Raw genomic sequence first — 13669 nt, 5'->3', positions numbered from 1 at the left:
GCGATTATCTCCCTTCAATGGCTGTCCGCATCATTTTGATCTGGTCGTTCATCTGCTGGATGTAGGCGTTGTACTGAAGCTGGTTGTCAGCCAGTGCGGACATCTCCCGGTCAATATCCACATTGTTCATATTGTTGTTCATCGCTGTCGATTGGTCCTCCGTTACAACTGGATCCGGGACCGAATTCGTAGGACCAATGACGAAGTGCCGGGGATCGGTGACCCTGCCGCGAAGCTGAGGTGCAGATCCATTAATTTCCTGCTGGAGCAGGCTTTCAAATGACACTTCGGACCGTTTGAAATAAGGCGTGTCGACATTGGCAATGTTGTTCGCAATGACTCTCTGGCGCGCGTTTGCCGCCTGAAGTCCGCCTTCCAAACGTTGAAAGCTGACGCTGTTCAGCAAATCCATTCCGTATCCCCCTTATTTTCCATAACTTTACTATTTGTCCGTGGGGAACTTTCTTCCCAATTTCACTTTTTTTCGACAAAAGTCCTTAGAAATATTGCTTATTCTAGGTCTAAAGTAGAAAAAATTACTATATTGTCGTATATCCTAAGTTTCTTAAAGATTGGGACATATTACAATAAGAAAAAAGCCCTATCTTTTACCAGAAAGAAGGTCTTTATTCTTAATTTCTCTGAAAATTTTGCTAAATCTTTGCAGGATAAGGGTTTGTGGGCTTACATAGGACAGGCCTGTTGTCACATTTCGATAAAAACTCAGCCTGAATAGTCCTAGAATTTCAGATTTGCGAAAGTGTCGTAAAATAACCTCTCCCTTGCATACGAGCGCAGGATAGTAGTTATACCCTCCCAGAGAGGTTCTTACGATGTCGGCACTGTCCTTCCAACGGTCCCTTCCTTAGCACAACAAAAAAAGACATGCCCGAAGGATCTTCATCCTTCTGACATGTCCCCGCAGTGACGGTTGTCGGTTTACAATATATATTGGCTCAGATCACGGTCCTGGGCGATGTCGCCCAGCTTTTCGCGCACGTATTCCGGCGTGATGGTCATATTCTCCAAGGTCAATTCAGGCGCCTCAAACGACAAATCCTCGAGCAGCTTCTCCAGAATCGTATGCAGCCTGCGAGCACCGATGTTCTCGGTATTCTGGTTGACGGTCGCGGCAATTTTGGCAATTTCCCGGATCGCTTCAGATGAGAATTCGACCTCGATGTCCTCGGTTTTGAGCAGCTCGGTATACTGCTTGGTCAAGGCGTTCTTCGGCTCGGTCAGAATCGACACAAAGTCGTCGAGAGACAAGCTGCTCAGCTCCACGCGGATCGGGAACCGGCCTTGAAGCTCGGGAATGAGGTCCGACGGTTTGGCGATATGGAATGCACCTGCAGCAATAAACAAAATAAAGTCCGTCTTCACAGGGCCGTATTTGGTCATGACCGTCGACCCTTCCACGATCGGCAGAATATCCCTCTGGACGCCTTCACGGGACACGTCAGGCCCAGAGCCTTTGCCCTGGCTGGCAACTTTATCGATTTCGTCGATAAAGATAATGCCCGACTGCTCGGCACGAAGAATCGACTCGGCGATGACGTCGTCCATGTCGATCAGCTTGGTCGCTTCCTCCTGCGTCAGCACCTTGCGCGCTTCCCGGATCGGCAGCTTCCGCTTCTTCGTCCGGCGCGGCAGCAGGCTGCCGAACATTTCCTGCATGTTCATGCCCATCTGGTCATTCCCCTGCCCGGCCAGCATATCCATCATCGTAGGCGAGTTGTCCTCAACGTCGATTTCGATCATGTCGTCTTCCAGGCTGCCGGACTGAAGCTTAAACTTCACCTGGCGCCGGCGTTCGGTCACGGTGCTGTCCTGCTCCTTATCCTCTTCCGTATCCTGTGCGTTCTGGTTGCCATTGCCGAACAGCATTTCAAACGGGTTACGCTGCGCCTTGTTTTTGCCAGCCGGCGGAACGAGAATTTGCACGATTCGTTCGTTGGCGAGCTCCTCGGCGCGGTCTTTTACTTTTTCCGTACGCTCCGCTTTGACCATGCGGATGGACGTTTCGATCAAATCGCGGACCATGGATTCCACGTCGCGGCCGACATATCCCACTTCCGTAAATTTGGTCGCTTCGATCTTCACAAATGGCGCATTGACCAGCTTCGCCAAACGTCTGGCGATTTCGGTCTTGCCCACACCCGTCGGACCGATCATCAGGATGTTCTTCGGTACAATCTCATCCCGAACATCCTCGGGAAGCCGGTTGCGGCGGTAACGGTTGCGCAGTGCGACGGCGACGGATTTCTTCGCCTGCTTCTGGCCTACAATGTATTTATCCAGTTCGGCCACGATTTGTCTTGGCGTCAAACTTTGGTTATCCATATGCATTCCTCCACCCTTACAGCTCTTCCACAATGATATTTCCATTGGTGTATACGCAAATTTCCGAAGCAATTTTCAAAGCTTCCCGCGCGATATCCTTCGCTTCCAAGTCCTGGGCGTGACGCTTCAGTGCCCGTCCGGCGGAGAGCGCAAAATTGCCACCCGAGCCAATCGCCAGCACGTCGTCGTCCGGTTCGATGATTTCACCGCCTCCGGAAATGAGCAGCATGCCGGTTTTATCCATAACGATCATGAGTGCCTCAAGCTTGCGGAGAATGCGATCCTGGCGCCAGTCCTTGGCGAGCTCCACGGCGGCACGTTGCAGATTGCCGTGATGCTCCTCCAGTTTGCTTTCGAATTTTTCAAAAAGGGTAATGGCGTCCGCCACGGAGCCTGCAAAGCCGGCAACGACCTGGCCTCTGTATAGGCGGCGCACCTTTTTGGCGGTCTGCTTCATAATGACATTTTCACCGAAGGTCACCTGGCCGTCACCGGCGATCGCCGCTTTTCCGTTATGGCGTACAGCACAAATGGTTGTCGCATGAAAAGATAAATCCATACCTACAGACCTCCTAATCTATACTTCCTGATGTTCGGTTGCCAGTCCGGCTTCCTTGATAAACGCGGCAATCGTCTCCAAAGCCCGATTGGCCAGCGCCTCGTTCTTTTCCTTTTTGTTGCGGATCTTCTTCTCCAATTTCGGCAGCAGGCCAAAGTTGGCGTTCATCGGCTGGAAGTGCTCCGAATCCGCGGTCGTAATATAATGAGCCATGCTGCCGAGTGTGCTTGTGTCAGGGAACACGACAAGGTCCTGTCCAAGCGCCTTTCTCGCTGCATTAATGCCCGCTATAAGCCCGGATGCGGCAGATTCCACATATCCCTCTACCCCTGTCATTTGACCGGCAAAAAACAGGTTCTCATTCGTTTTCAGCTGATAGGTCGGTTGGAGCAGCTTCGGAGAGTTGATGAACGTATTGCGGTGCATGACGCCGTAGCGCACATATTCCGCATTTTCCAGCCCCGGAATCATGGAGAATACGCGCTTTTGCTCTCCCCATTTGAGGTGGGTTTGGAAGCCTACCAGATTGTACAGTGTGCCGGCGGCATTATCTTGGCGCAGCTGCACGACCGCATAAGGCAGCTCACCCGTGTGCGGGTTGACCAGCCCTACCGGCTTCATCGGCCCGAACAGCGCCGTCTGCTTGCCGCGCTTCATCATGACCTCGATCGGCATGCAGCCCTCGAAGTATACTTCCTTCTCAAACTCTTTCAGCTGCGCGACTTCCGCATTGACCAGCGCGTCATAAAACGCGTTGAATTCCTCTTCGGTCATCGGACAGTTCAAGTAAGCCGCTTCGCCTTTATCATAACGGGAAGCCAGGTATACTTTGCTCATATCGATGGAGTCTTTCTCTACGATTGGAGCCGCAGCGTCATAGAAGTAGAAATACTCTTCGCCCATGAGTGCTTTGATCTCGGCGGAGAGCGCAGGCGAGGTCAGCGGGCCTGTGGCGATGACGACAATCCCTTCTTCTGGTATATGCTGAATTTCTTCGTTTACGACTTCAATCAGCGGATGGTTATGGAGAGTGCTCGTAATGTCCCCGGAAAAACCGTCGCGGTCCACCGCCAGAGCGCCTCCGGCAGGAACCGCATTTTTATCGGCGGACTTCAGGATCAGTGAATCCAGCATCCGCATTTCTTCTTTGATGACGCCGACTGCGTTACTAAGTCCGTTGGCACGCAGCGAATTGGTGCAGACGAGCTCGGCGAACTTGTCCGTATGGTGCGCGGGCGTCTTCACGACCGGGCGCATTTCGTATAATTTCACGGGAACCCCCCGGCTTGCGATCTGCCAGGCAGCCTCGCTGCCTGCCAGACCCGCGCCGATGACGGTTACCTGCTGTACTTCTGTCAAATTCATTACCCCCTGCTGTTTACAATTACATCATTTCTTCGTTGTCTTCGTTCTCTTCCAGGGGCTCGGTATGGTCGCATGCCGTGCATTGGAGACGTGCTCCCTGCTTGTTGCGCTTCTCAACCATCAGAGAGCCGCATTTCGGGCAAGGCTTCGGCGACGGTTTATCCCAGGATACGAAATCGCATTCCGGATAACGGTCGCAGCCGTAGAAAATCCGCCCCTTCTTGCTGCGGCGCTCGACCACATGCCCTTCCTTGCATTTCGGACAAGTGACGCCGATATCCTTGACGATCGGCTTCGTGTTCCGGCAGTCCGGAAATCCGGAGCAGGCGAGGAACTTGCCAAACCGCCCCAATTTGTATACCATCGGTCGGCCGCATTTGTCGCAAATCTCGTCCGATACCTCGTCCTCGATTTCGATTTCCTTCATTTCTTCCTCGGCTACTTCCAGGCGCTTTTCAAAGGAAGAATAGAACTCGGCCAGCACCTTGACCCAATCCTCCGAGCCTTCCTCGACATGGTCGAGATCGTCTTCCATGTGGGCCGTAAATTCCACATCAAGAATTTCCGGGAAAAATTGTTCCATTTGCTCGATGATCAATTCACCCAGTTCTGTCGGAACAAACTTTTTCTCTTCGATCGCCACGTAACCGCGCTTTTGGATCGTCTCCAGCGTCGGCGCATACGTACTTGGCCGTCCGATGCCGAGCTCCTCCATCGCCCGGACCAACCGGGCTTCGGTGTAGCGCGGAGGCGGCTGCGTGAAGTGCTGCTTCGGCTCGATATCTTCCTTCTTCAGCTTATCACCTACGGCCAAGGCAGGCAAAAACTTCTCTTCTTCCGTCGTGCCGTCGTCGTTGCCTTCTACGTATACCTTCATAAAGCCCTGGAAGCGGACTTTCGAACCGGATGCACGGAATACGGCTGGCCCGGCCGCAATATCAACGGAAAGCGTATCCAGTATGGCGGAAGCCATCTGGCTGGCAACGAAACGTTCCCAAATCAGCTTGTAAAGACGGTATTGGTCACGGCTCATGAACGACTTCACGGAGTCGGGATCGCGCATGACCGAGGTTGGGCGGATCGCTTCGTGGGCATCCTGGGCGTTCGCCGATTTTTTCGAATACTCCCGCGGAGTTTCAGGGACAAACGGATCCCCGTATTTCCCACTGATAAATTCCTTGGCTTCTTCCTGGGCCGATCCTGCAATCCGAGTGGAATCCGTACGCATATAAGTAATGAGGCCGACGGTCCCTTCTTTCCCGAGCTCTACGCCTTCGTACAGCTGCTGGGCAACAGACATCGTTTTGGCGGCACGAAAATTAAGCTTCCGGGCAGCTTCCTGCTGCAGGGAGCTTGTCGTAAACGGAGGCGAAGGATGCCGCTGGCGTTCCTTTTCCTTTACTTCGCTGACTTTAAAGGTGGCCCCCTTAATGGCAGCGAGTACTTCGTTCACTTCATCCTCGCGCGACAATTCTTTTTTCTGGCCGTTCAGCTGCTGGAATTTCGCTTCGAAAACGGAATCTCCCTTGGCGAGCTGGGCCGTAATGGACCAGTATTCCTCCGGAATAAACGCGTTGATTTCGTTCTCCCGGTCGATGATGATCTTGACCGCAACCGATTGAACGCGGCCCGCGGACAAACCTTTCTTTACCTTTTTCCACAAAAGCGGACTGATCTTGTAACCGACGAGCCGGTCCAGAATACGTCTGGCCTGCTGGGCGTTGACCAGGTCCATATTGATTTTGCGCGGCGTTTTAAATGCATCCTTGACCGCTTGCTTCGTAATTTCGTTAAACACGACTCGGCAGCTATCCGTATCGTCGAGCTCCAGGGCATGGGCAAGATGCCAGGCAATCGCTTCACCCTCGCGATCGGGGTCAGCTGCGAGATAAACCTTTTTCACTTTTTTGCTGGCGTCCTTGAGTTCCTTTAATACGGAGCCCTTTCCGCGGATCGTAATATATTTCGGATTAAAATCATTCTCGACCTCAACCCCGATTTGGCTCTTCGGGAGATCACGCACGTGACCCATCGAAGCTTTTACGATATACTTGCTGCCTAAATATTTGCCGATCGTTTTCGCCTTGGCCGGCGATTCGACGATGACAAGTGAGTCAGCCATAGGTTCATCCCCCTTTCCGAACAATTCTGTGAATGTTAGTCAATAGACTCTTGTTATATAAGCTTGTATATAGCACCAGATAATTGGGTAATCTGCTTTTTTATGATTAAAGATAACAGAACTGAATGCAAATGTCCAAAATCCCATCCGGTCTGCTGCAGCAGCTCATCCAATGTAGACGGCCCTTGTTCCAATATATGGTATATCCCAAGCTCATCCATTGTCAAATGATCTGCAGGCAGCCGCGTGTCCTCCAACATCTGACGCTCCCTATTGTATGTATCTTCAAACCCTTTTGGCAACCATGAATCATATTCTTCGATGACGTCTTCGGCATTCAGCACCATTTTGGCCCCTTGTTTAATCAAGTTCAGCGCCCCGCGGCTCTTGGGCGAGGTGACCGGCCCAGGTACGGCGAACACATCCCTGCCGGCTTCGAGCGCCAAATCCGCGGTAATCAAAGAACCGCTGCGCGAGTCCGCTTCGACGACCAGCGTCCCAAGCGTCAAACCGGCGATGATACGGTTGCGCTGCGGAAACAGGCCGGGATGCGATTTGGTCCCGGAAGGATACTCCGTCAGAATGAGTCCATCTTCGGCGATCCGCTCATACAATCCTCTGTTCTCCGGCGGATAGATCACGCCATGTCCGGTCCCCATCACCGCAATCGTATTTCCGCCGCGCGCTAGAGCGGCTTCATGGCACACGCTGTCGATGCCTCTGGCCATGCCGCTGACGATCGTGAATCCAGCCGCACTGATGCCCTCCGCCAGCTCCTGGCCGACCTTACGGCCATAGGCCGTCGGTACCCTTGTCCCGACCATGGCGACGCCGGGCGTTTGCAGTAATCCCCGTTTTCCAGTGCAGTACAATACCCATGGAGGCTCCGCAATCTCCTTTAAATACGCAGGGTAATCCTCATCCAAAAAAGTCAGGATGCCGGCGCCTCCCTCAAGCTTACGGGATTTCAGCTCTTCGATCAAATCGGTTGTGATTCGTTCAGATAAAAGCTTCGCCTTTTCCTCGGGAAAACCTGCTTCCTCCCAATCTCTACTATTATAATGGAGCATGTCTCCGGAGAACATACGCTGCCCGCGCAGCCTGGCAATACTCTTCCTCCCGACCCCCTCGGTCTCGTGCAGTGCGATCAACAGCCACCGTTCGACCTTCACGCCAATCCCGCCCTTCCTTATATTTTCCAGTTTTTTGGTGTTGAAAACACAAAAAAGCAACCCTTTATCCCCCGGATGGAGAAATAAAAGGTTGCTTACCTTTGAACCGTAAATAACGCCGGTTTATATTAGTGAGTCGTACATTTTTCCAGCAGGCCACGCTCTTCCAGAACGCTTACCAGCGTAGATCCCATTTCCGAAGGCGTCGGAGCGACCTTGATGCCGCATTCCTCAAGCTTGGCGATCTTTTCTTTCGCCGTGCCTTTACCGCCGGAAATAATAGCGCCCGCATGTCCCATGCGTTTGCCTGGAGGCGCAGTAACGCCGCCGATGAAGCCGACGACCGGCTTGGTCATGTTGGCGCGGATCCATTCCGCTGCCTCTTCTTCCGCCGTTCCGCCGATTTCGCCGATCATGATCACTGCATAGGTGTTCGGATCATCGTTAAAGCGGCTCAAAATATCGATGAACTCCGAGCCTTTTACCGGGTCGCCGCCAATGCCTACCGCAGAGGACTGGCCGATGCCGCGGGTCGTCAATTGATGAACCGCTTCGTAGGTCAGCGTTCCGCTGCGGGATACGACGCCCACATGGCCCGGAGTATGGATGTACCCAGGCATGATGCCGATTTTGCATTCTCCAGGTGTAATGACCCCTGGGCAGTTTGGTCCGATCAGGACGGTTTTCTTGCCTTCCATGTAACGGGACACTTTGACCATGTCCAGCACCGGAATGCCTTCCGTAATACAGATGACCAGTTCCATTTCCGCATCGACGGCTTCCATGATGGAGTCAGCCGCAAATGCCGGCGGTACGTAGATAACGCTTGCAGTCGCGCCAGTCGCTTCCTTGGCTTCTACAACCGTGTTATATACGGGCAGGCTGACCGTTTGGCCGTTCTCCAGCGTAATGTCAACCTTGGTGCCGCCTTTGCCCGGAGAAGTTCCTCCGACCATTTGCGTGCCGTAGTCGAGGGCGCCTTTCGCATGGAAAAGGGCGGTTTTGCCGGTGATGCCCTGTGTGATGACTTTTGTATTTTTATCGACCAAAATACTCACGTTTGTTCACATCCCCTATCGTATTTTAAAGATTCTATTTTACGAGTGAGACAATTTTTTGGGCGCCGTCAGCCATGGAGTCGGCAGGCACGATGTTCAGGCCGGATTCGGCCAAAATTTTCTTGCCCAGATCCACGTTGGTTCCTTCAAGACGCACAACCAGCGGACGGGTCAGGCCGAGCTGCTTGGCAGCTTCAACCACGCCTTCGGCGATGACGTCGCAGCGCATAATTCCGCCAAAGATGTTGACGAAAATGCCTTTGACCTGCTCATCCGACAGGATGATCTTGAACGCCTCGGTAACCTTCTCTTTCGTGGCACCGCCCCCTACGTCGAGGAAATTGGCCGGGTCTCCGCCGTAGTACTTGATAATATCCATCGTGGCCATGGCAAGGCCTGCGCCGTTGACCATACAGCCGATGTTGCCGTCGAGAGCTATGTAGCTCAGGTCGTATTTGGAAGCTTCGATTTCTTTTTCATTCTCTTCGTCCAGGTCGCGAAGCTCTTGAATGTCTTTGTGCCGGAACAGTGCGTTGGAGTCAAAGTTCAGCTTGGCATCGAGTGCCATGACATTGCCGTCACCCGTTACAACCAGAGGGTTGATTTCTGCAATGGAGCAGTCCTTGTCAACAAAAGCGGTGTACAGGGCGATCATAAACTGAACCGCCTTGTTGACCAGTTCGTTAGGGATGTTGATCGCATAAGCCAGTCTGCGTGCTTGGAAAACCTGCAGGCCAACGGCCGGATCCACCACTTCTTTGAAAATTTTCTCAGGCGTTGCAGCGGCAACCTCTTCGATTTCCGTTCCGCCTTCTTCCGATGCCATCATCACGACACGTCCGGTAGCGCGGTCAACAACGACGCCGACGTAATATTCCTTGCGGATATCGCAGCCCTCTTCGATCAGAAGCCGCTTGACTTCTTTACCTTCCGGGCCTGTCTGATGCGTAACGAGCACTTTGCCGAGGATTTCCTCCGCGTAAGCACGAACCTCGTCCAGGTTCTTGGCCACTTTGACGCCGCCGGCTTTACCGCGGCCACCTGCATGGATTTGCGCTTTGACAACCGTGACTTGGCTGCCCAGGGATTTAGCGGCTTCAACCGCCTCTTCCACGGTGTAGGCCACCTTTCCGTTCGGAACGGTAACGCCGTACTGCTTTAACACTTGTTTTCCTTGATATTCATGGATATTCATTTACGGTATCCTCCTATCAACATGACTGCTACAAGGCGGGTTCTGATATCTCTTGGAAAATAATATAAACCCAAGCTATTGTAACATGTTTTTAAAACGCTTACCTTAATAAACTGCGTTTCCATCGACAGCTTTTTGATATCGGTTTAATCCGTTTGAGAGAATATTTGGGATTTGATGGTAAAATCCGCCCTCTAAGTAACGTCTTAGGCCCGATATAATTCCATTGGAGCCTTGCATCGTTCCAACATGGTTTCATGGATAACAGGGAAAAAGAGCGACAAATTTGCAGATGTTGTCTGCAAAAATCGCTCTTCACTTCACATCTTGCCCTCTTGCTGTTCGTTGTTGTGATGGACACGGTTCAGCAGACTCTTGAACTGGCCCAGCAAATGCCCGAATTCGCTCTCGTTCAGGCACAGCTCCTGCTGCATGGCGGCCGGAACGTTCAGCGCCTTCTCCTTCAGCTTGTTTCCTTCGTCCGTCAACGTGATGATGACCTTCCGTTCGTCCTGGGCAGAGCGCTCACGGTGAATCAGACCAGCGGCCTGAAGTCTCTTCAGCAGGGGCGTCAAGGTGCCGGAGTCCAGGAAAAGAGCCTCCCCAAGCTCCTTCACGGTACACTGTCCCCGCTCCCAAAGCACAAGCAGGACCAAATACTGGGAATATGTCACACCGAGCTTCTCCAGATGGGGCTGATACAGCTTGGTGATTTCTCGCGAACAGGCATAGATGGTAAAGCACAGCTGATTTTCCAGCTGCAGCTGCGGATTCATTTCACTTGGTTTCATCACTTTCGTCTTCACCTGCCTTCTTGTCATAATATTATCATAATTTTGTCACATTATCATAGTAATTGCGCGATATCTTCTGCAGGGGCAACTGATGCCGTCCAATTTTATTGTATACTTTTAAATTTTAAACAACAAATCGGTCTTGAATCACTCCCTTACAAGCATACCTCTATTTCCCATCCCCGATGCCTTCCATCTTGACTTTTACTGCTTACGGTCCTACAATTTTTGTAAACTTAAGCGAAAATAAGGAAGCACCTTTTTTCCGTCAACTACGGCGATCCCGTTCTCGTTTGTCCAGGGAAACCGCCGGGGAATAGGGGTGCTTTATTGTATGTATGGAAAAATGCACAGTACATGTTTATACGGAATTGACGGGGTTATCATTCAGGTGGAGGTCGACATTTCCAACGGACTGCCGCAGACGAGCATTATCGGACTGCCGGACTCCGCCATCCGGGAAGCGGTGGAACGTGTCCGGGCGGGCATCAAAAATTGCGGCTTCACCTTCCCCCTTCAGCGCGTCACGATCAATCTCGCACCGGCCGATCTGAAAAAGGAAGGCTCCGCGTTTGATCTGGCCATTGCCCTCGGCATTCTCGTAACGAGCGGACAGCTTCTGCTGCCGCAGGATGAGAAGCTGCTTCTCATCGGAGAAATGGCGCTCGACGGCAGCCTGAGGCCCGTTAACGGCGTCCTGTCCATGGTGGACAGGGCGAAGCGCGAGGGATTCACCGCCGTTCTGCTGCCGGAAGAAAATGCCGGTGAGGCCGTCTTAATCGATCATATGAATATTTATGCCATCCGGCATTTGAACGAGCTGCGTCAGTTAGCCGCAGAACACTCGGATGCTGACGTGCCGGGCAAAGACCAGCCCCTCCGGATTCAAACCTTGTCCCCGCTGCTGAAAGCACCGGCTGTTGCCGCAGCTTCCGTACCTGATCACCTTCCTGCGGAAGATTATGCCGATGTGCTCGGCCAGCTCCATGTCAAAAGGGCGCTCACGATTGCTGCCGCCGGCATGCACAACATTATGCTGATCGGACCGCCCGGAACCGGCAAAACGATGCTCATCAAGCGCCTGCCGACCATCCTGCCCTTCATGACCGAGCAGGAAGCGCTCGAAACGACCAAAATATTCAGCGCGGCCGGGAAATTGAAGGAACCCGGCTCCGGCCTCATCCGCAGACGTCCTTTTCGTTCCCCGCACCACACCATCTCTTCCGGAGGACTGATCGGTGGAGGAACGATACCCAAGCCGGGCGAAGTCAGCCTAGCCCACCGGGGCATCCTGTTTCTGGACGAGCTGCCGGAATTCAACCGCCAGGTGCTCGAAGTGCTACGGCAGCCGCTGGAGGACAAAACGGTGACGATCAGCAGGGCGCGTGCCGTGCACACCTTCCCGGCGCACTTCATGCTGGCGGCTTCGATGAATCCGTGTCCGTGCGGATACCTCGGAAGCGATCACCCGGAACATCAATGCACATGCAGCTTCAGCCGGATCGCCCAATACCGCGCCAAAATCTCCGGCCCGCTGCTTGACCGGATCGATCTTCAAGTCGAGGTCCCCCGGCCTAAGGAATGGTCCACGGATGCACCGAGCCTGTCTTCGGCTGAAATGCGCAGTCAGGTGCTCGAAGCCCATGCCCGTCAGCAACAACGATACGGCAGCGGTTATGGCGGCTGGAACAGCGAGCTGACCGGCAGTGCGCTCCGGCGTTTCGCCAGGCTCGACTCCGCTTCAGCCGATATGCTCCATCAGACGATCGAAACGCTGGGCCTCAGCATGCGGGCATATGACCGCATCCTGAAACTGGCCCGGACGATCGCTGACCTGGACGGCCAGGAGAATATCGCCTTCAACCATGTGGCGGAAGCGATCCAGTACAGGAATTTGGACCGGCCGCAGATTACGGGGGTGGGGTAAATAGGAAGCAAATTTGCGATATAAACCCTAGTAATGTGATCCACGGTTTAAGTCAATATTTTGCTACTATTACGAAAAAAAATGATGCAGATTGCCCTTCGACCCCTCAGGCCATCCTTCTTCATGACCTGTGCTCTAAGCTGAAGAGATCGATATCTAAACTACAGAAAACAAGAACGTCGAGCTCTATCAGCAGCTAGATGCGCAGCATCAAACGATACAGGGATGCGAGGCGCCTTATTGTAAATCATCAGAAGAAACTGGACACTGGGGTTCACAAACAACGAATAACCTGCCATTTGAGGCAGGTTATTTCCGTCAATCCATTCTCTCTTCAAAACCCAGTCATCTCTTCTGGATATAATTTAAAACCTTGGCAGGTAATTCATCGGGCAGCCAACCGCCATATTGGCAGGATAGAACTTCACGTTATCCTTCATTTAATATTTGTTCTATCTATCTTTTTTCTATTCTCCAATGCGATCCATGAATAATACATTATCCAGAATATGGATGGACAAATCCCTAGTGCAATAGTCCGTTTATCATGTGGAAGCATAAATATAAAAACAATGAAAATGGGTAGCATAATGGCAAGTAGAATGAGATACTTTTTCCAGTGTCTATTTTTAAACACAGGCTCCTCCTCAATTCGTAAATGTCTCACAGGCTTTTTGCCATATCATTAATCACGTCTCTCTTTTACTTTCACAGTGAATAGGCTAAGAACCAAAGTAAGAATGACATATGTCCACCATCCATGTATTTCAAATCCATACAGGTATTTGTCCAGAAGCCAAAGTTTAATGGGTGTCAGCACGATGGAAGCCAACATTAAAGCCGGAGTGGTCAAACACCCAATCCCTACAGTGATCAGCATCACCGACATTACCATGGCTAAACTGAATAAAAGACTAATGATGAACATCAGAAGGGATGCAATCAGCAAAGTTTTAGTATCTGTTATCGAAAGATATGGATTAAAGTACTCATTGCCTATCCAGAACACCAACAAGGTAACAAGAAAATTCAGAATATTCCTCATGATACCTCCCACGAAATCGTCGTTTCCCCTTTCGATGAAGAACGGGTTGAGGTAAGCTCAAAAAAATGATACTGTCATCCTCTGATGTT

The 13669-nt window shown here is 52.0% G+C and carries 11 protein-coding genes; 1 reads left to right on the top strand and 10 read right to left on the bottom strand.

The window, feature by feature from the left end; translation table 11 throughout:
- Positions 1 to 4: 4 nt before the first annotated feature.
- From flgB to ABIE48_RS08815, 9 genes are all read right to left on the bottom strand, one after another.
- Positions 5 to 412 carry a flagellar basal body rod protein FlgB gene (gene flgB / locus ABIE48_RS08855; RefSeq protein WP_105443631.1) on the bottom strand — a complete coding sequence of 136 codons (408 nt, stop codon included), beginning with the start codon at positions 410 to 412 and terminating at the stop codon, positions 5 to 7.
- Positions 413 to 939: 527 nt separating this feature from the next.
- A complete protein-coding gene (gene hslU, locus ABIE48_RS08850; RefSeq protein WP_076168169.1) occupies positions 940 to 2343 on the bottom strand; it encodes an ATP-dependent protease ATPase subunit HslU in 1404 nt (467 codons plus the stop codon).
- Between the two features lie 16 nt (positions 2344 to 2359).
- A complete protein-coding gene (gene hslV / locus ABIE48_RS08845) occupies positions 2360 to 2902 on the bottom strand; it encodes an ATP-dependent protease subunit HslV (RefSeq protein WP_145948937.1) in 543 nt (180 codons plus the stop codon).
- Positions 2903 to 2920: 18 nt separating this feature from the next.
- Positions 2921 to 4261, bottom strand: a complete 1341-nt coding sequence (gene trmFO / locus ABIE48_RS08840) for an FADH(2)-oxidizing methylenetetrahydrofolate--tRNA-(uracil(54)-C(5))-methyltransferase TrmFO (protein WP_145021938.1) — start codon at positions 4259 to 4261, stop codon at positions 2921 to 2923.
- A gap of 25 nt (positions 4262 to 4286) precedes the next feature.
- Positions 4287 to 6389 (bottom strand): type I DNA topoisomerase, encoded by a 2103-nt coding sequence (gene topA, locus ABIE48_RS08835; RefSeq protein WP_145134945.1) that lies wholly within the window; start codon positions 6387 to 6389, stop codon positions 4287 to 4289.
- A 53-nt stretch (positions 6390 to 6442) separates the two neighbouring features.
- Positions 6443 to 7561 (bottom strand): DNA-processing protein DprA, encoded by a 1119-nt coding sequence (gene dprA / locus ABIE48_RS08830; RefSeq protein WP_354518715.1) that lies wholly within the window; start codon positions 7559 to 7561, stop codon positions 6443 to 6445.
- A 128-nt stretch (positions 7562 to 7689) separates the two neighbouring features.
- Complete coding sequence (sucD, locus tag ABIE48_RS08825; RefSeq protein WP_076168177.1) at positions 7690 to 8619, bottom strand: succinate--CoA ligase subunit alpha; 930 nt, start codon at positions 8617 to 8619, stop codon at positions 7690 to 7692.
- A 34-nt stretch (positions 8620 to 8653) separates the two neighbouring features.
- Positions 8654 to 9814 carry an ADP-forming succinate--CoA ligase subunit beta gene (gene sucC, locus ABIE48_RS08820; protein ID WP_076168179.1) on the bottom strand — a complete coding sequence of 387 codons (1161 nt, stop codon included), beginning with the start codon at positions 9812 to 9814 and terminating at the stop codon, positions 8654 to 8656.
- A gap of 320 nt (positions 9815 to 10134) precedes the next feature.
- Entirely contained in the window at positions 10135 to 10605 is a 471-nt protein-coding gene (locus ABIE48_RS08815; RefSeq protein WP_089546539.1) for a MarR family winged helix-turn-helix transcriptional regulator, read from the bottom strand.
- Between the two features lie 337 nt (positions 10606 to 10942).
- On the opposite strand from ABIE48_RS08815, the gene ABIE48_RS08810 reads away from it, so the two are divergent.
- On the top strand, positions 10943 to 12535 hold the full coding sequence (locus ABIE48_RS08810) for a YifB family Mg chelatase-like AAA ATPase (protein WP_192714747.1): 1593 nt from the start codon (positions 10943 to 10945) through the stop codon (positions 12533 to 12535).
- Positions 12536 to 13220: 685 nt separating this feature from the next.
- Here the strand turns inward: ABIE48_RS08810 and ABIE48_RS08805 are convergent.
- A complete protein-coding gene (locus ABIE48_RS08805; RefSeq protein WP_192714748.1) occupies positions 13221 to 13580 on the bottom strand; it encodes a phage holin family protein in 360 nt (119 codons plus the stop codon).
- Between the last annotated feature and the right edge of the window lie 89 nt (positions 13581 to 13669).

The organism is Paenibacillus sp. OAE614 (genome assembly GCF_040546645.1).
In the GTDB taxonomy this organism is placed as follows: domain Bacteria; phylum Bacillota; class Bacilli; order Paenibacillales; family Paenibacillaceae; genus Paenibacillus_AQ; species Paenibacillus_AQ favisporus.
The sequence above is the reverse complement of the archived record's forward strand: the minus strand, read 5'-3'. Positions and strand labels throughout refer to the sequence as shown.

Excerpts from the sequence above, each read along its gene's own strand:
- flgB (WP_105443631.1), bottom strand. The coding sequence starts at position 412 with ATGGATTTGCTGAACAGCGTCAGCTTTCAACGTTTGGAAGGCGGACTT.
- hslU (WP_076168169.1), bottom strand. The coding sequence starts at position 2,343 with ATGGATAACCAAAGTTTGACGCCAAGACAAATCGTGGCCGAACTGGAT.
- hslV (WP_145948937.1), bottom strand. The coding sequence starts at position 2,902 with ATGGATTTATCTTTTCATGCGACAACCATTTGTGCTGTACGCCATAAC.
- topA (WP_145134945.1), bottom strand. The coding sequence starts at position 6,389 with ATGGCTGACTCACTTGTCATCGTCGAATCGCCGGCCAAGGCGAAAACG.
- sucC (WP_076168179.1), bottom strand. The coding sequence starts at position 9,814 with ATGAATATCCATGAATATCAAGGAAAACAAGTGTTAAAGCAGTACGGC.
- ABIE48_RS08815 (WP_089546539.1), bottom strand. The coding sequence starts at position 10,605 with ATGAAACCAAGTGAAATGAATCCGCAGCTGCAGCTGGAAAATCAGCTG.
- ABIE48_RS08810 (WP_192714747.1), top strand. The coding sequence starts at position 10,943 with ATGTATGGAAAAATGCACAGTACATGTTTATACGGAATTGACGGGGTT.
- ABIE48_RS08805 (WP_192714748.1), bottom strand. The coding sequence starts at position 13,580 with ATGAGGAATATTCTGAATTTTCTTGTTACCTTGTTGGTGTTCTGGATA.